At 36.5% G+C, this 15287-nt stretch carries 30 protein-coding genes; 4 read left to right on the top strand and 26 right to left on the bottom strand.

The window, feature by feature from the left end:
• Nucleotides 1-414: 414 nt before the first annotated feature.
• The 8 genes from IRB43_RS17965 to IRB43_RS05505 form a co-directional block, all read right to left on the bottom strand.
• The gene (locus tag IRB43_RS17965; protein WP_275296750.1) at nucleotides 415-546 is read right to left on the bottom strand and encodes a hypothetical protein; all 132 of its coding nucleotides are present in this window, start codon (nucleotides 544-546) and stop codon (nucleotides 415-417) included.
• Nucleotides 547-691: 145 nt separating this feature from the next.
• A complete protein-coding gene (locus IRB43_RS05535) occupies nucleotides 692-1408 on the bottom strand; it encodes a hypothetical protein (protein ID WP_203362432.1) in 717 nt (238 codons plus the stop codon).
• A gap of 76 nt (nucleotides 1409-1484) precedes the next feature.
• A complete protein-coding gene (locus IRB43_RS05530) occupies nucleotides 1485-2090 on the bottom strand; it encodes a hypothetical protein (RefSeq protein WP_203362431.1) in 606 nt (201 codons plus the stop codon).
• Nucleotides 2091-2373: 283 nt separating this feature from the next.
• Nucleotides 2374-2514, bottom strand: a complete 141-nt coding sequence (locus IRB43_RS05525; protein WP_203362430.1) for a hypothetical protein — start codon at nucleotides 2512-2514, stop codon at nucleotides 2374-2376.
• Nucleotides 2515-2907: 393 nt separating this feature from the next.
• Nucleotides 2908-3291, bottom strand: coding sequence for an ArpU family phage packaging/lysis transcriptional regulator (locus tag IRB43_RS05520; RefSeq protein ID WP_203362429.1), 384 nt, complete (start codon nucleotides 3289-3291; stop codon nucleotides 2908-2910).
• 127 nt (nucleotides 3292-3418) lie between these two features.
• Nucleotides 3419-4234, bottom strand: coding sequence for a hypothetical protein (locus IRB43_RS05515; protein WP_203362428.1), 816 nt, complete (start codon nucleotides 4232-4234; stop codon nucleotides 3419-3421).
• Nucleotides 4231-4428 carry an XtrA/YqaO family protein gene (locus IRB43_RS05510; RefSeq protein ID WP_203362427.1) on the bottom strand — a complete coding sequence of 66 codons (198 nt, stop codon included), beginning with the start codon at nucleotides 4426-4428 and terminating at the stop codon, nucleotides 4231-4233. Before IRB43_RS05510 ends, IRB43_RS05515 begins: the two co-directional genes overlap by 4 nt.
• A 130-nt stretch (nucleotides 4429-4558) precedes the next feature.
• Nucleotides 4559-5089, bottom strand: coding sequence for a DNA translocase FtsK (locus IRB43_RS05505; RefSeq protein ID WP_203362426.1), 531 nt, complete (start codon nucleotides 5087-5089; stop codon nucleotides 4559-4561).
• Nucleotides 5090-5346: 257 nt separating this feature from the next.
• Between IRB43_RS05505 and IRB43_RS05500 the strand changes: the two genes are divergently transcribed.
• A complete protein-coding gene (locus tag IRB43_RS05500; RefSeq protein ID WP_203362425.1) occupies nucleotides 5347-5772 on the top strand; it encodes a ferritin family protein in 426 nt (141 codons plus the stop codon).
• A 50-nt stretch (nucleotides 5773-5822) separates the two neighbouring features.
• Here IRB43_RS05500 and IRB43_RS05495 read toward each other — a convergent pair whose 3' ends face one another.
• The 18 genes from IRB43_RS05495 to IRB43_RS05415 form a co-directional block, all read right to left on the bottom strand.
• Complete coding sequence (locus IRB43_RS05495; protein WP_203362424.1) at nucleotides 5823-6095, bottom strand: hypothetical protein; 273 nt, start codon at nucleotides 6093-6095, stop codon at nucleotides 5823-5825.
• Between the two features lie 104 nt (nucleotides 6096-6199).
• Nucleotides 6200-6385, bottom strand: coding sequence for a hypothetical protein (locus tag IRB43_RS05490; RefSeq protein WP_203362423.1), 186 nt, complete (start codon nucleotides 6383-6385; stop codon nucleotides 6200-6202).
• Nucleotides 6386-6547: 162 nt separating this feature from the next.
• Nucleotides 6548-6799 (bottom strand): hypothetical protein, encoded by a 252-nt coding sequence (locus tag IRB43_RS05485; RefSeq protein ID WP_203362422.1) that lies wholly within the window; start codon nucleotides 6797-6799, stop codon nucleotides 6548-6550.
• Complete coding sequence (locus tag IRB43_RS05480; protein WP_203362421.1) at nucleotides 6799-6966, bottom strand: hypothetical protein; 168 nt, start codon at nucleotides 6964-6966, stop codon at nucleotides 6799-6801. Before IRB43_RS05480 ends, IRB43_RS05485 begins: the two co-directional genes overlap by 1 nt.
• Before the next feature lie 14 nt (nucleotides 6967-6980).
• A complete protein-coding gene (locus tag IRB43_RS05475; protein WP_203362420.1) occupies nucleotides 6981-7148 on the bottom strand; it encodes a hypothetical protein in 168 nt (55 codons plus the stop codon).
• A 66-nt stretch (nucleotides 7149-7214) separates the two neighbouring features.
• Nucleotides 7215-7922 carry a hypothetical protein gene (locus IRB43_RS05470; protein ID WP_203362419.1) on the bottom strand — a complete coding sequence of 236 codons (708 nt, stop codon included), beginning with the start codon at nucleotides 7920-7922 and terminating at the stop codon, nucleotides 7215-7217.
• Nucleotides 7923-7966: 44 nt separating this feature from the next.
• The gene (locus IRB43_RS05465; protein WP_203362418.1) at nucleotides 7967-8326 is read right to left on the bottom strand and encodes a replication terminator protein; all 360 of its coding nucleotides are present in this window, start codon (nucleotides 8324-8326) and stop codon (nucleotides 7967-7969) included.
• A gap of 22 nt (nucleotides 8327-8348) precedes the next feature.
• Nucleotides 8349-8837 carry a Holliday junction resolvase RecU gene (locus IRB43_RS05460; protein ID WP_238941811.1) on the bottom strand — a complete coding sequence of 163 codons (489 nt, stop codon included), beginning with the start codon at nucleotides 8835-8837 and terminating at the stop codon, nucleotides 8349-8351.
• 41 nt (nucleotides 8838-8878) lie between these two features.
• Nucleotides 8879-9109 (bottom strand): hypothetical protein, encoded by a 231-nt coding sequence (locus IRB43_RS05455; RefSeq protein WP_203362417.1) that lies wholly within the window; start codon nucleotides 9107-9109, stop codon nucleotides 8879-8881.
• A gap of 9 nt (nucleotides 9110-9118) precedes the next feature.
• Entirely contained in the window at nucleotides 9119-9748 is a 630-nt protein-coding gene (locus IRB43_RS05450; protein ID WP_203362416.1) for a dUTP diphosphatase, read from the bottom strand.
• Nucleotides 9745-9948: a hypothetical protein gene (locus tag IRB43_RS05445; protein WP_203362415.1), complete on the bottom strand. Its 204-nt coding sequence runs from the start codon at nucleotides 9946-9948 to the stop codon at nucleotides 9745-9747. The genes IRB43_RS05450 and IRB43_RS05445 overlap by 4 nt, the downstream gene beginning before the upstream one ends.
• An 89-nt stretch (nucleotides 9949-10037) precedes the next feature.
• Entirely contained in the window at nucleotides 10038-10595 is a 558-nt protein-coding gene (locus IRB43_RS17765; protein ID WP_238941810.1) for a DnaD domain-containing protein, read from the bottom strand.
• Entirely contained in the window at nucleotides 10592-10957 is a 366-nt protein-coding gene (locus IRB43_RS17760; RefSeq protein WP_238941809.1) for a helix-turn-helix domain-containing protein, read from the bottom strand. Before IRB43_RS17760 ends, IRB43_RS17765 begins: the two co-directional genes overlap by 4 nt.
• Before the next feature lie 4 nt (nucleotides 10958-10961).
• Nucleotides 10962-11126, bottom strand: coding sequence for a hypothetical protein (locus IRB43_RS05435; RefSeq protein ID WP_203362414.1), 165 nt, complete (start codon nucleotides 11124-11126; stop codon nucleotides 10962-10964).
• Between the two features lie 271 nt (nucleotides 11127-11397).
• Nucleotides 11398-11577, bottom strand: a complete 180-nt coding sequence (locus IRB43_RS05430) for a hypothetical protein (protein ID WP_203362413.1) — start codon at nucleotides 11575-11577, stop codon at nucleotides 11398-11400.
• Nucleotides 11574-12302: an antA/AntB antirepressor family protein gene (locus tag IRB43_RS05425; RefSeq protein WP_203362412.1), complete on the bottom strand. Its 729-nt coding sequence runs from the start codon at nucleotides 12300-12302 to the stop codon at nucleotides 11574-11576. The genes IRB43_RS05430 and IRB43_RS05425 overlap by 4 nt, the downstream gene beginning before the upstream one ends.
• Before the next feature lie 22 nt (nucleotides 12303-12324).
• Complete coding sequence (locus IRB43_RS05420; protein WP_203362411.1) at nucleotides 12325-12594, bottom strand: hypothetical protein; 270 nt, start codon at nucleotides 12592-12594, stop codon at nucleotides 12325-12327.
• 33 nt (nucleotides 12595-12627) lie between these two features.
• Nucleotides 12628-12897: a helix-turn-helix transcriptional regulator gene (locus IRB43_RS05415; RefSeq protein WP_203362410.1), complete on the bottom strand. Its 270-nt coding sequence runs from the start codon at nucleotides 12895-12897 to the stop codon at nucleotides 12628-12630.
• Between the two features lie 148 nt (nucleotides 12898-13045).
• Here IRB43_RS05415 and IRB43_RS05410 point away from each other — a divergent pair, with 148 nt between their 5' ends.
• The 3 genes from IRB43_RS05410 to IRB43_RS05400 all read left to right on the top strand — a co-directional run bounded on the left by IRB43_RS05410 (nucleotide 13046) and on the right by IRB43_RS05400 (nucleotide 15231).
• On the top strand, nucleotides 13046-13717 hold the full coding sequence (locus IRB43_RS05410) for a S24 family peptidase (RefSeq protein WP_203362409.1): 672 nt from the start codon (nucleotides 13046-13048) through the stop codon (nucleotides 13715-13717).
• 12 nt (nucleotides 13718-13729) lie between these two features.
• Nucleotides 13730-13948 carry a helix-turn-helix transcriptional regulator gene (locus IRB43_RS05405; protein WP_238941808.1) on the top strand — a complete coding sequence of 73 codons (219 nt, stop codon included), beginning with the start codon at nucleotides 13730-13732 and terminating at the stop codon, nucleotides 13946-13948.
• Between the two features lie 122 nt (nucleotides 13949-14070).
• A complete protein-coding gene (locus IRB43_RS05400; protein ID WP_203362408.1) occupies nucleotides 14071-15231 on the top strand; it encodes a tyrosine-type recombinase/integrase in 1161 nt (386 codons plus the stop codon).
• The last annotated feature ends 56 nt before the right edge of the window (nucleotides 15232-15287 follow it).

The following is a 15287-nucleotide window of genomic DNA, read 5'->3' as shown; positions in this document are numbered from 1 at the left end:
CGGCTTAATTACACCGCTCTTGATTAATTGATTTAAATACTGTCTGCTGCATCCTAAAATTTCGATGGCTTCTGACGTATTTACAATGTGATTTTGCAAAAACTCTTCAATGTCTTCACGACTATTCAACTGGTGCATATCCCTCATCCTCTTTTCGCTCTAACTCGTTCGTATATACTTAGCGACTTCTCTATTATTGATACTACAAAGAAGATAATGAGACAAATATACAAGCCTATTTTTAGCATGCCGCTCGGTACGTGTTCATCTAAAAATATTAGGTAAATCAACCCTAGAAAAATGAACACATCATTCGTCGATTCTTGAATTTTTTTCATCAGTTTAATAAGTGGCTGTTTATGTTATAATTTAGGTAAGGAAGAGAAGCCCGAACTTCTCTCCCTCGCTCAAAACTTATTTACGCTTTCTCTTGCGGGGTTGGCGTTTAGTTTTGGGCTTTTTTATTTGGTTTTTGATGACTAGGATTTTTTCGACTATGGTTAGTGCTGTAAGTACGATTCCTAGTGCTAATGCGATTTCAGCCACTTTGTTCTCCCTCCTTTCTATACTTTAATTATACTAAATAACTTTACTCAAGTCAAGTTAATTTGTGTTTTTATTTAACTATTTTTCTATAAATTTCTAATGATTAAACACTATTTGTTTGTTTTGGACATAGAAAAAGCACCGGTTAAGGTGCCTTATAATCTCCAATAGATAATTCTTTTTTCATGGTCTTTCTAAGTTTATGTTTTTGAGATAAGATCCCCTTTTCAATGTTCCTATCTTCCGCAAGGGTTTCATCATCAAGAAAATGATAGTTAATCAATAATGAATTTAGATTTTCTATAATGGCTATACAGTAAGTACTTGTTTCTTCAGATAAGAACAACTCGTTTTCATATACCTTACTTTGAAAAACTTCTAACTGATACTCAGCATCCTGATATTCAAGCATCTTCAAACACTGTCTTAACCTTTTTACTGATGCATTTTTATCAAACTTCCATAATCGAATAATCTCATCAGATTCGCGTCTTGGAACACGATGGTTATTCATATATTCAAGAAGATCTTCTTCATTAAACCCCTCCCATGTAAGATAAATTCGTTGGTGTTTTAATCTCATAATCATTGAATCGGTAATTAATATGTGTTTGTAGATTTCTGGATAAACTTCATGCCTCTTATTAGTATATAGACTAAAATCGTGAACTTTTCTTTGAAAGTCAAACCTCATCTTTTCAGTAACTTTTAATAGATTATTTCGATGATTCTCTAATTCTTTATCAAATTTACTTCTAATCCTATTCTCTATATATTTATTGATAATTAAGAGTATTATTGCCCCGATTCCTATTGCTTTTAACCACTGGTATACCTCTAATATTAATTGTTTCCCAGTCATCTCATTCTCCGTTTGTTTTTTATAGATTATATCAAGGTCATCATATGTATTTTACCACCACTTCTACAAAAGGTTTTCACCAAATTTTATTTTGTTGTCTTCTGTACTCATAATATTTTTCTAGGTGTTTGTCCTTGCTTTTTAAAGCGATATTGCAAATAGATGTTATTCTATAAACACACTTTCTTATATCTTCTTCAGTGTGATTAGATTTAACTATGATTGCTCGTAAAGATTTTTGAAACGAATTTATAATTCGAACTTCATCAACATCCAAATATTTATAAACTGTTTTTCTGTGCCTACCTAGATCCTCGTAAAGATCCTTCGCAATTTTCAACAGTATTTTATAGTCTTCTTCATTCCCGTTGAATGATAACTCGTACATAAATACTCTGTTTAGATACACACTTAAATTTTCTTCAAATTCCTCTAATTCTATTAACTTTTCAGTTGCGCTATTTAAATATTTTTCTCTTTCTTGATACTGTATTGTCTGTCTTACACCAACTAAAGTTAAAATGCCACCTATTATTGAACCTAGAAATCCTATAATAGCAGCTGTAATTTCTTTTTCCCAAACACCGAAAACTTTCATTACTGCATAAAAAATAATGAAGTTTAAAATAACTGCACCCATTATAAACAAAGGTAATAAATATGATTCAAGCTTCTCTTTCATGTGCATCCTCCTTTTCCAATAATTATACTGGAAATGGAAGGTAAAAAAACGCAACCGCAAGGATGGCGTCTACATCGAATTTCACTTGAAGGATGTAAATAATTCACAAAAAAAACATAGACCCCAGACCAGGCCAACTAAAATCGCAACCGCAACACCCAAAACTTTTCTTATAAACAAGTTGCTCGTCCTCCTAAAATAAATTTTGAATGAACTTATTCATTCTCTGAAATTATGTGAAGTAAACGATATTTTTCAAGGGTGTTTTATCGATTTTATTATATTATTTCCTTCTCATGCTGCCTCGCACTCGTTTGGTTCCCATTAACTCTAGAATATCTTGCCTAGTAAGCTTTTCTTCTTCTACAGAAAGAGCAGCCAATTTCTTTTTATCTGTTGTAGATAAATGCTCCCTAATTTTCATATACGTCTCTCCTTAGTAAGCACCGCCTTATGCTATTTGCTTTTATATTTTTTAGGTTCTCCACTTCTGTTCAATCACCCAGGAGGATAGCTAGGATTGAGTAAGTGGCAGGCCATTGTTTCACCACACCTTGCATTGGACTCTCACCAATTGCATCCCCGTGCCGATCGTGCGCAATACTGCTAGGCTCCGATTACTCCCCCTGTACAGCTAGTAACCTTCATCGCCATTCGATCCATCCGAGTACACCATTGATAAAGGAAAGATGCGTCTACTACCAACTAAATAGTTGATAAGAAAATGTTACCGCTGTTAGGAAAATAAAAAGGTCCCCAATTTGGTACCCTTTTTGTTCGATTTTTGTCCGGTTTTTGTTCGTAAAAATAACAGCACTTAAATGACTCCAAGTGCTGTCGCAAGACGATATATGGCTGCTCTTTTTTTCTCATAGTATTTTCCTTTCTTTAATCCAAGGTCCAAATAAATATTAATATCTTTCGTCTCCTCGGATGTGAAGTATTTCATTTCGATGATTCTACGTTCGATAAAATCTAAGCTATGCTCTAAAGCGCGGTCAATCTGCTTCACCTTCAATTCGTTAAGGCGGTCTTGTTGCCGTACAGAAGGAAACAAATCAATAACTCCAGCGGCTTCTTGTTCTTTTTTATTCTCAATCTGAACCTTAAGCGCGCGATAGTTTCTTAACTCCGTAATAATTAAATCTTGAACCTCTTTCTCATCGATATCATTAAACATTGATAGTTGTTTAGCGTTCATATGATCACTCCTTTGGTTGTGGTCCATATTGGTCCGATTTGGACCAATAAAAAAGGACACCAAGCTCTAAAGCAGCTGTAAAGCTACTCTAAAGTTTTGGTGTCCTCCAGTTGGCTGGTAGAACTTATTATTCATCACATTTTTTATTAATCAATTCTTTTACTTCAAAATAACCAAAATATTTATTAGGATTGAACATATCATAATTGCGAATCACGGGCGTTAATACAAACGACTGATAATAACAAGTTGAGTAGGGATCAAAATATTTAAATTTTATAATTAACTTAGGCAACAAATAATCGATTCCAATCTGATCTCTTAGTATATTTATAAAAATTAAGAAAAGTTTTGGTAAATATATTTCGCCGCTAAAATTTTCAGTAGACTGATAGCTCTTTAAATAGCCTAATTCTTCAATGTAGTGTGTGGCTTTAAACGTAGGACACTTTACATATCCATCATATGTTCTTAAAAACTGCACGTTATATACATTCTTTTGGGATTCATCTTCCTTAAATTTCACTCCAACTTGTGTACGCCTTTTAATATCTGTCTCATTCTTTTCAATGATTTTTTTAATTTCTTCTATATTTTCAATCCCAACTGAATATTCAATATTTCTTGCAGGCACGTTTCCGAGATTTTCTGCAAGTAGACAATAATCCGAAGCATACCTTGGTCTATATTGCTCTGTATCGTTTTCCCAATCGCTTAAAAAATCACCTCCCAAATTTATATCGAATGATGACTTTTTAATATATATTGATGGCCTTAGCGATTTTTCCTGATACTCACGATTCATTTCTATTTGTTTAGCTGCCAACTTATTTGTACTCATTGCAGTCTTTACTGTGGAATAAGTAAATATGGCTGCTAAAGCGGCGGAAGTAGCCGCTACAATGTTTGCTGTTATTCCTGCTATCTCCCAAATATTACTCAAAATTCTTCCCCCTCTTCTTTTTTCAATCGTTTTACTTTGCCTTGATGCATAATAATTTTATATTCACCATGCTCAGGCAGCTCCCTAATTTTAGCTTTTCCATCACCGATTACTACAACACAATTGTTTGGCACTTCCAATACATCTATTAATCTTTTTGTACCGGAATCTATTTCTATTTCAGTTAATCTCACAAACTCACCTCCTATTTACACTATTGTTCAAAACACTAGTTTTTATTCGAAAAGAGACATTTTTTATTAAATTTTTTCTTCACATCATTGCTTTCCTAATTGAGCTGATAAATCCCCTCTCACCAAGCTATTACTCCCAATGCCCATACCTTTTCGTTTTTAACACCTTTCTCGGAACACCACCAATAAACTCACTAATGTACCCTTCTTTTTCCATACGATTAATCATTCTATCTGCAGTTGCAAACCCAATCCTAAATCTCCGCTGAAACGTTGAAATCGATGGATAAAGATCGTCAAGTTCTTTAATAACAGTTAAAAAATCTAATGCCTTTTGATATAGCGTTTCTTCAACATCGATGACATCTTCAATTGGTGCGCTATGGCGACGCGAAATTTTAATACCGTATTCGCCAGCAACCATGTCTGAAAGACATTTATCTATGTCTTGCTGCTTCGTGAAATCGTATGGGTTAAATGTGCGATCGTGAGGACCACACACCCCTTTTTCAGTATCGATAATCGTGTATCGCTTATGATCACCATCTTCCACTGTCGCTACAATAAACTTGTCACCTTTGGCTTTAACCGTGAAAGGCTGCGGCTCATCTTTTTTGAAAAATAACTTGTCAGCCACTTCAAGTAGTGATAATTGATGCATATTATTTCCTCCTTCTTTTATCTGGCGATTTATCAACGGACGATAAATTACTCTATTTCAGCGTGCAATCCATCGCCATTTAAAAAATCACATAAAATATCAAACTCACCATGATTAACTACTAATGTTTGTGGCACTTTAATTCCCTCCTCTCTGTCGGGTTTTCAACAAACTACGCATCAAAGATATCACTCTAATAAGACAAGATTCATTTAATCAGGCCGACCCATATATTGATTAAAAGGAGTGATAGTAAAGTGCAATATTATGTCAGAGAGTCTTCTCCAAACCTGGAAATCATTAATGATATATCTAAAGCGCTCAACGGTGAATATAGTGCTATTCACTGCTACAAACAATTGGCAAACCAGACGCCAAATCTTGAAATTAAAAAGCGTATCCTTGAGATAAGAAATGATGAAATTAGACACTTTCAAACTTTTTCGCATATCTATACATCTCTAACAGGAAGACAACCTTCCCCACAGATAACAGAACAATGCCCAACAAATTTTCGAAATGGAATACTTGCTGCATTTAAGGATGAACAAGAAACAGTAGACTTCTATCACGATATCGCGCGAAGTACTAATAATCCAATTATTAAAAACGCATTTATACAAGCCGCAGCTGACGAACAAAATCATGCAGTTTGGTTTTTGTATTTTATGAATCATCATTAATTTTGTAGAAACCGGCAACCTTGTCGGTTTTTTTACTGCATATTTTGTGTCTATTCTTCTTTAAAATGACCATGCTTTTTCATAACGGCGATAATTTCATCAATATACGGTTCATCTGTATTAATGACAATATGGGAGTTGTAAGGTTTCTTCCCATCCAGTTGGCGGCCTTCCTCGATCCAATCACAGAGATTATTGAAAGAGGCATGAAAATCTTCTTGCGCTCCTTGTGGCACGTACTTTTTTACATCGCGTTCATTGATTACGGTGTACCGTCTTTCCCTTCCTTCCAGAACAGTTCCTTTGAAAGCTGTCTCTTCCATGTAAACTCCTCCTTTTATGTTGTAATATGTGTCGAACATTCATCTGTTATAATCACTGCATACCTGTATTTTTTGATAGAGCCGGGAGAAACCCCGGCTTTTTATTATTCGTTAGTAGCTTCTTGCTGCTGTTTCGGCCAATACCATTCACATAGATGCTGATCATGTGTGAATGCATCCTTTGCTCCTAAAATGTATCGCGGGTTGCACCCGTTATCGCACCGCCCCAGATTTCCCATTCTTTTCTCCCAATAATGACAAGTCCGACATTCCTTCTTTTTTTCACTCATGTTCTTCACCCCCGCTTCCACTTATAGTAGCCAGTACCGACCATCCGAGAGCCTTAATAATATGAGCGGCCATTTGTGGCCAATTTTGTAATAACCCATAGATCAAGACTAAATATAACGACACCACTAGATTTGCTATCGATAAAAGATGAAATAAACTAATCATTTTGCCGCTCTCATTTCTAGTGCTCTATCTAGCTGTTGTTTGATTACTTTTCGCTTTTTAGAATGCTTCGTACAAGCCAGTTTTTGTTGCAACAATTTAACGCTGTCTTCTTTCCTCTGTCTCTCTACTTTCTGAGTAAAGTAATCCTTTGATCTGATAAGATACTGAGCGACTTCATTTCCTGCAGCGGCCGCTTCCCTGATCGCTTGAGCAACTGGACTATAAGGTTTTGTACTAGCCCTATTCATCAACATTCCACTTCAACCTTCAACTTCATCGGAATCTCTTGAGCAATAGCCACATCTCGTTTGCCAAATTCGACACATTTTTTTACTTCTTCTTTCGCTTCATCCAAGGATTCAAATTTCTTAATGTTATGCCCGCCCACTACATTTTTTACAATCACTAAGTACATATCCATTCTCCTTTTTATTTTCTGTTAGAAATAGCAGGGATGATGTCCCCTCGAAACTTCGTACAATCATATCCAACGCGACTGGAACAGCGGCGGTACCAAGAACAAAATGTCCGGCACGTGTACTCTTTGTCCTCTTGCTGCATCCATTTCGTACGATCATCTCTGATTACAACTTTCACTATTTACATTTACCTCCTTGCCGCTCCGCAGTTACGATCCAGCGAAGCGGCCTGAGTATTGTATTTTTAAGCGATAATGACTACACGACCTGATTCAATTTCTACTTCAAGAGCAGCGGCTAAATATTCTTTAATGTTTCTCATCGCTTGCAGTTCCCATGCACCGCCATCTGCTTCAAACAATGCACAACGTGGTCCTTGTTGCATACGGAAAATGAAATTACTTTCTGGTTGATCCACTTCAACAAAAGTTCTGTATGGCTTTAATGAAACTGGATTCGGCACTTCTACTAGACCAACTGTTGCTACACCTGTTTTAGCTTGCACTGCTTGACTGACTCCATCATCACCGACTGTTCTCACGTTCTCCTCTTTGATATTGCCAACGACTTTCAACATGATGTCACGGTCATCGTTTTTTACAAACACACTTTGAAGCTTGATGTTGAAATCTTCTGAATCATAATAGCGGTCAAACGTGAATTCAGGCAGCATCGCTTTAGCTGTAATGAAATGTTCACGGTTAAAGTCGTTATTGTAAGATGAAAAACAAGTAACATTTGTTGGGCTCTTTACGTGGATCATCACTTTGTCTTCACCATCAAATTTGGAGCTGATATATTCAATTAGTCCAGAAAGGCTGTGTACCGTTAAAGCTTCCGGTGTTGGTTCTGGAACCAGGTGCAAGCGCTGAGTAGAGAATTGCTGGTTTCCCACCTCTACCATGCGTGTATTTCCTAAACCTACGATGTATTCAAATGCTTCTTTAATCATGAAAAATTCCTCCTAATAGTGTGTTTTATTTGAATGGGGCTAATTTATTTAAACTTAACGATCTTTTCACCTGTGTCCGTGCTGATATCGCCTTCTGTATCCATGAATGTTTGACCTTTTGCTCCAGATTTGAGCTCGCCAGCCGTTACTTTTCCGTTACCGTCATAGTCCACTAGCAACTGTGTTTCAACATCTTTTGCCGCTGCTAATGTACATTTCCCTTGTACGGCTACATTAATTAATTCGCGTTTGTCATTTGATTTAACACTGATCGTCAAAGTTACTTTTCTTGCTTTTGTGGGATCCGTGTTTGGGTCCATGATATTTTCAATTACTTTCTGCATTTCTTGATTAAAGCGTTCAGCCATTGCGCCATCCGCGAAACTATTTAAACAAAATTGCATTTTCCTCATCCTTTTCGTTGCATTAACTGCAGTATTTTAAATAATCAAGGGCAACACCCCTTTCAGATCGAATCCTTTCGCAATTCAGATCAATGTCTGCAATTGGAATCGACTTGGGTCTACCATTCTCCGCTGCTAGCCAGTATTTGTGCAAGAAATCAAATGGCACAAAATACGACTGATTCAGCGTGGCAAATTCGATAATGAAGAAAGCAAGGCCACCTTGATCTTTGAATCTCTGTAAGTAATCTACTTGGTGTGCATGAACATTCTTTAAATCAAAACGTGTTTTATTCCTAGTGCTTTTCGCGTCAAAGGCAAGTGCTCGGCCGTGGGTAATACCGTAATAATCGACTGTGCTCTTCTTTTCATATGCGATGTGTCCACGGATATTTTTAGTAGGAGTCGGTACTTCGTCAACGACCGCCCAGCCTTTCAATCTGTAAATCTGATTTGTAAGATTAATAACGTTTTGCAATGCTTTCCCTCTGTTCGCATGACTGATCTTCAAATTGACACCCCCTTTCAAGTGGTCCGCTGAATGATGAGCGGTTACCAGTGTTTGAACATGCTCTGAAGCAGGCTTTGTGGATAGCGAGAAAACTTCTCCTGCCTTTTGCGTTGCGACAGAACTTTTTGAAATTCTCCAAGTCCTCTTTCTTTATTTACAACAGTCACTAAATTGATTTGCATTCGATCAAATCGAGCAGCTATACGATCCAACGTGTAACAGTCTTGGCATAGCACTTCTTTTGATTTCTCCACCGTGCCTGTTTTGATCATAGCGCCCTCCTAATAGCCGCTCTCTTGGCGCGCGTGGTTAATAGCATTCTTTTCTTTGTAAGCGGCCACGATCTGCTCTCGGCTGAATCCCAACGCTTCACCAAGGAATAAAAACCTATTCAACGTGAACTCATAGATCTCTAAGCATGGTTCATCATGTTTCCAGTTATGATAGAGAACGGATATACCACCGTGTAGTTCTAAAAATCGCACCGTAATTGGCTTTCCTGCATCAATGTCATTTTCGAATAAAAATATTGGCTGGAAGTCTAGTTCATTCCCAATGTGCAACAAGAAACTAAAGCAATCTGCATATTCTTCAAGTAGCGGACGCTCTTGAATACCTGATCCATTACAATAAGTACACATTTCCTTTTCGTCTGGAATAGATGAAAACACTCCAGTAAAACCACCTTTTCCTCTACAACAATGGCATTCAACCTTATATCTTGGTTCCTGATCATCACTCCAATGTTTAAATCCTCGCCATTCATTAGCCATCTCTCCAACTTCTGTGTACAAAGCTAGCAGCATATTTAAAAATAGATCTTGCCCTTCCAACCCTTTTGTTTCGATGATCTTCTCATCCAGTTCATGTTGCATTACTTGCAAATTTTTCAACTCTTCAACAAAATTCATTCAAAATACTCCTTCCCAAGTGCCTTTTTTATTTTTTTAAGCGTTTTTGGACCAATGCCCTCAACTTCTGCTAATCTCTCAAACTTGTATTTAAAAAAGTTTGTAGCTTTGTTAATCCCGTGCTCTCTTCCTAAAGCAAATCCTTCTTCAAATGCTTTCTGAAATGCTGGGTTCTTAAAACGAAATTTATTTACTTGCATAGGAATTCACTCTCCTTTGCAGTTCTCGCAATGCAGCGGCTCTGTATTTCGTATAGCGCGCCAAATAGTAGAGTTGACCCAGCGTTAGTTTATTCACGTTGACGACCTAATCGCCTGTTTTTAATTCTTGCTTCTAGCTCTGCTCGTTTCCTCTCGATCTCTGCCTCGTTTTTTAGCTGCGCTTCTAGTTCTTCTTTTTTGAATTCTGCACATTCTGCTTCTTGTTGTTGATCATTTTGTTTGTTCAACCAATCCGGCACTTTTTCTTCACGAATAGGACGACCATAACCACGAGGCTGTTTTCTTTGAGACCGCTGCTGTTTAAATGCCAATTGATCCGCTTTAACTTGAGCAACAGTCGTAAATCTCTTCTGTGCCCAGCTTCTAAGAATCGTCTCTACGTAATTCCAATTCGTCTTGCCGTTTTCCACTGCCAGCTGCATTGCGTATATAACCATTTCATCTGAAAGATCTTCACACCAAGAAATAATCTTTTGAGTGATTAAACTTCCAGGCGTTCCAAATCCGTTGTTTTCCCAAAAATCAAATGGATTGTTCACTGGGTCATGAACAGGCGCATCTTCTTCAACTTCTTTTTTAATATCTGAAGTACTCTTTGAAGTACTCTTTGGTAACGTTCTGTTCAATTTGAACACTCGGACTGTTCGTTTTGAACAGATGGACTGTTCAACCCCTCCACTTTTTCAAAGTCAATGGAATACCATTTCGTTTTGTCACTTTTCCGCTTATTAAAATTTCCGGCAATTAGTAAACCTGCATCTTCTAAACTTTTAATAGAGCGGCGAATTGTACTTATGGACCAAAACGGAAAGTGTTCTTGCCATTGTTCATACGTGTTATAAACCCATTTACGACCATCATGTTCATGCTCACTACTTTGCAACCAGTAGTGGACCTGCTGTAGGATAATCGATTCGTTCAGCCCGATCTTTGTTGCTAAAGAAGGAATGATAACTAAGGGCCTTTCATCCAAAAGTAATTTACTCATAATCTCACCCGCTTTGCTTAACTAATACCGCTGTCTTCCCTACTACTTGTTTCAACTTTAGGTCTGGATGTACTAAGCGGAAATGACTTTTAATCCGTTCGATGTAGTCCTCTTTGTTTCTGTAAAGGCTGACAATCTCATGGGGAATGGCGTATTCAAATTCACGCATACAACTCGCACTCCATAATGTAAATGTGATATGATGGACTTAATAATTTTTCTTTTAAGAGACTTTTTGCTTCGTTACGGCATTCAGTTACGGTGCTAGCGTATATGAATGCCGTTAACATGACTTCGTGTACATCATTTACAAACTCAACCTCATAGACCATAACTACTTTTTCGTCACCCCTTTTTAACTCACCGCTCTTTTGTTTTTATTCATTTCGAACATTTTTTGTTTTAGGCTAAGTTCAAAAGCAAGCAACAAAACTGGGTTGTTACGCATTTTCTCGCATTCTTTTCTGACTTCCGCAGCAGTTTTCAATCTGCTGGCTGTTAATACTCCATTCACGTTTCTTCACCACGCTTTCGACTTTTATTCCTTGCTTTTGCATTTCAAGCACAAACTCTCTTAATCTAGTTCTTCTAGAGGAGTGGCTTGTAGCACATCTCATCATCCCGCTCTCTCCTTTTGATTTAATAGCTTGTCCGCTACTCGAATGGCATCTTGCAACTGGTTCGTTAAAGATAGATACTGAGGGATCGTCAATGACTTCAACGCATGCTTTTCTTTATAGTTGTTTAGCTTCGCTTTAAGGTTTGTATGATAGGCTGTGTTGTAGGCCGTTCTGAATTCATTCCAGGCTTTTTGGAATGTCAAACCTTGTTGTTGAGCCAATTTTCTAACCATGGCATTCAACCTTTGTTGCAAGTCCCCGATTGTATCGATTCGATCGATATTGTCTAAACGGTGATTTACTGTTTCCAGTTCTTTACCTTGCCGTTCGACAGTCTGCCGGATCTCTTTCATACTTTGAGCTTGCATGATGATGAGGTCCTCAACACTTTGCGGCTTCTGTTGTCGAAATCGCCTTTCTACCTCGATAAAGTATCTGCGTATCGCTCTTCCCTGTTCGTTGCTCTCCAACATGGCAATTTCTTTACCAGCATCTAATAAAAAGAAGAACTGAGTTGCTGGTCTTCCTCCGTCACTTTCGGACAAAAATGTCCAAAAGTCTTCTCCTTTAACGAATCCGTAATTTTCAATTCGACGCTCGATCCACTTATGAAATGGAGTAGTGACTAATAGTTGCTCGTGTAGTTCGCGAGCATTGATCAGCTTTTCGTCATATTCATTTTCATAAACAGGCAGCATGTCATTAGCGATGGTTTTTAAGTTCATGACTTAGTCACCTCACTTTCAATTAATTAGTTGGTTGTTCTTTAATCCATAAGAGTAAAAACTCTTCGCATTCCTGTGCCGGAAAATACCATTTGCCCCCAATTTTATGTTTTGGAAAACGAGGATCATAAAAAAACTTCTCTTTGATATTGTTTTCTGACATGGAGACTTGACGGCAAAGTTCTTTCATGTCCCACAGGGTACGGCTCCGATCAATTCGATCAAGATGCTTTTTCAATTCTTCAATAAAAAGTTGTTCAATCATCATTTCATCTACTTGAACATTGATCATAGATTATAGCCTCCTTTTAGTAGTCAAAGGACTTTACACTATTTTCTTAAGGTTATTAGCTCTTTCAATTACCCTTGCTTTTACTTGTACGAATTTTTCGTACTTAATACCAAAAAAAATTTCTTCATAGGGAACATCGAATAAATACATATATTTTTTAATCAACTCATCAGGAATATTCGATGAATCTTTCTCATATAACCAAAGTGTTTTTGGTGATATTTCTAAGATATCGGCGAGTTCAGCTTGATTCAGCCCAGCACTTTCTCTTAATTCGTTTAATGTTCTCTTTGTCACTCTCATACTAAAAGCACCTCCATGTTTTTGATTATATTACTAATTTTACGTATTTCCAATAATGTTTTTCGAAAAAAACGTACTTTCTTCATGCTTTACGAATTATTCGTATTATGATATTGTTTAAATACATACTTTAAAAGGGGGTGAAAACGTGGTTGAACAACAAAAAAAAGCTATAGTCGAAAATATTAAAAGGCTGCTTAAAGAAAACAACATGACTCAATCAGATTTAGCAAACAGAATAGGTGTTGCCAAAAGTACGGTTAGTGATTATATGAACTACAGATCTAAACCAGGAGCTGGTGCACTAGAAAAGATGGCAACAGTGTTCGGAGTAACTAAAGCAGATATTGATACGACGTATAAAGATTCAACTGTTGAAATTATTGATGGGAAACTTGAGTTAGTAAGTAACATAAAAAAAGAAACAAAAATTCCTATTATAGGGACTATATCAGCAGGTACTCCTATTGAAGCAATCCAAAATATTGTAGATGAAATTAGACCTCCATACGAAACAAAAAATGATGATGAGCTTTTCGGATTAGTTGTTAAAGGAGAAAGTATGAATAAAGTTGTACCAAATGGTCATTACGCAATCATTAAGAAGCAACAATCGGTCGAGAACGGTGAAATTGCGGCAGTTATAGTTAATGGAGACAGCGCTACACTTAAAAGGGTATACAAGTTTACTGATTTAATTATTTTAGAACCCTGTTCATTTTACCCAAACTTCAAAGATCAACAATACTCTCAACAAAACTGTGAAGATATAAAAATCATCGGTAAATTTTTATACAGTGTCAGCCCCATAATTCAATGATTAGGCGGTGAAATGGTGTATATCGTCGGCAAATGTCGACTCAATGAAATCTTAAAACAAAGAAAACTATCTCAGGTAGATCTAGCTGATAAGTTAGGGATGAAAAAGCAACAAATTAATGCTTATGCTACTAATGAAAGCAAAATGACACTAAAGACAGCTAAGAATATTGCCTATCAGCTTAATGTTTCAATAGAAGAGCTTTATGATTTCATTTGGGTCGAACAGTGAGTTAATCTCACTGGATGCCGAAGTCAATTACTTCATTGACTTTTACACCGAAATTATTACAACTTCAAAATATCACCACGACTTACACCTCAAAAATATTTTTTCAAAGGGAGTTAATAAAAATGGCTACATTCCACAAATATAAAAAGAAAAATCATAATAAAGATTTTTGGGAATATCGAATTTATTATCAGGATCCGATCACAAGGAAAATGAGAGAAAAGTCTAAGAAAGGATTTGCAAGTAAAGCTGAAGCAAAATTAGCAGCTGAAGAAGCAGAGAGATTAATTCGCGAAGGGTTTGAGTTAACTGAAGAATCGTTGAAATCATATCTTGAAACATGGTTGGTTGAATTTAAAAAAGGGAGCATTGCAAAAAACACTTACGAATTGCATGAGCAAAATATTAAAAAACACATTGTACCGTATTTTAAAAATGTATTTTTAAAAGATGTAAAACCAGTCATGTATCAAAAATTTATTAATCACCTTGCTGATCAAGGTTACAGTAAACGGACTGTAGAAATTATTCATGGGACCTTGTATAGCGCTTATGAAAAAGCTATCGTACTTGGTAAAATTACAAAAAATCCTTGTACTGGTGTGACTATAAAAGGGAAGCAAAAACCAAAAGAAGCCATTAAGTTTATTGAGTCAGAACACATTGCAAATTTTTTAAGAGAAGCATACAAATACGATTACATCTACTGGATATTTTACAAAGTGTTGATAGAGACCGGATTAAGAAAAGGAGAAGCTGCGGCTTTACAGTGGAGTGATGTGAATTTAAAAGAACGTACAATTAACGTTAACAAATCACTCGACTTTAAAGAAGCGTCAAAGAATCCGAATCAAATGTTTGGTGATACAAAAACATATAACTCGAAACGAATTATCACGATCAGCCAGTCACTAACAAACGATCTGCGATTTCATCAGAACTACCAGAATCAAAATAAAATAGCTTTAAATGACGTATATAAATTTGATTTTAATTTGGTACTGTGCCGAAACGATGGAAACTACATGCCGAAATCTAGCCTTTTCAATTCATTCGCAAAGATATTAGATCGATGCGGACTACCATCGTTACCAATACATTCGTTACGACATACCCATGCAGTATTACAATTAGAGGCTGGTGCAGATATGAAATATTTACAAGAACGCCTTGGTCATGGAAGTATCCAAATTACATCTGATGTATATTCACATATCAGCAAGAAAATCGAAAATGACAATATGAATAAATTCGAAGAACATATGCGAAATGTTCTTGAATAATTTTTTTGAAAATATATCGGGCAAAAGTCGGGCAATTGCATTTTTGGATAATAGAT

Origin of the sequence: Bacillus sp. REN10 (assembly GCF_016820555.1) — a bacterium.
Taxonomy (GTDB): Bacteria; Bacillota; Bacilli; order Bacillales; family Domibacillaceae; genus Bacillus_CE.
The sequence above is the reverse complement of the archived record's forward strand: the minus strand, read 5'-3'. Positions and strand labels throughout refer to the sequence as shown.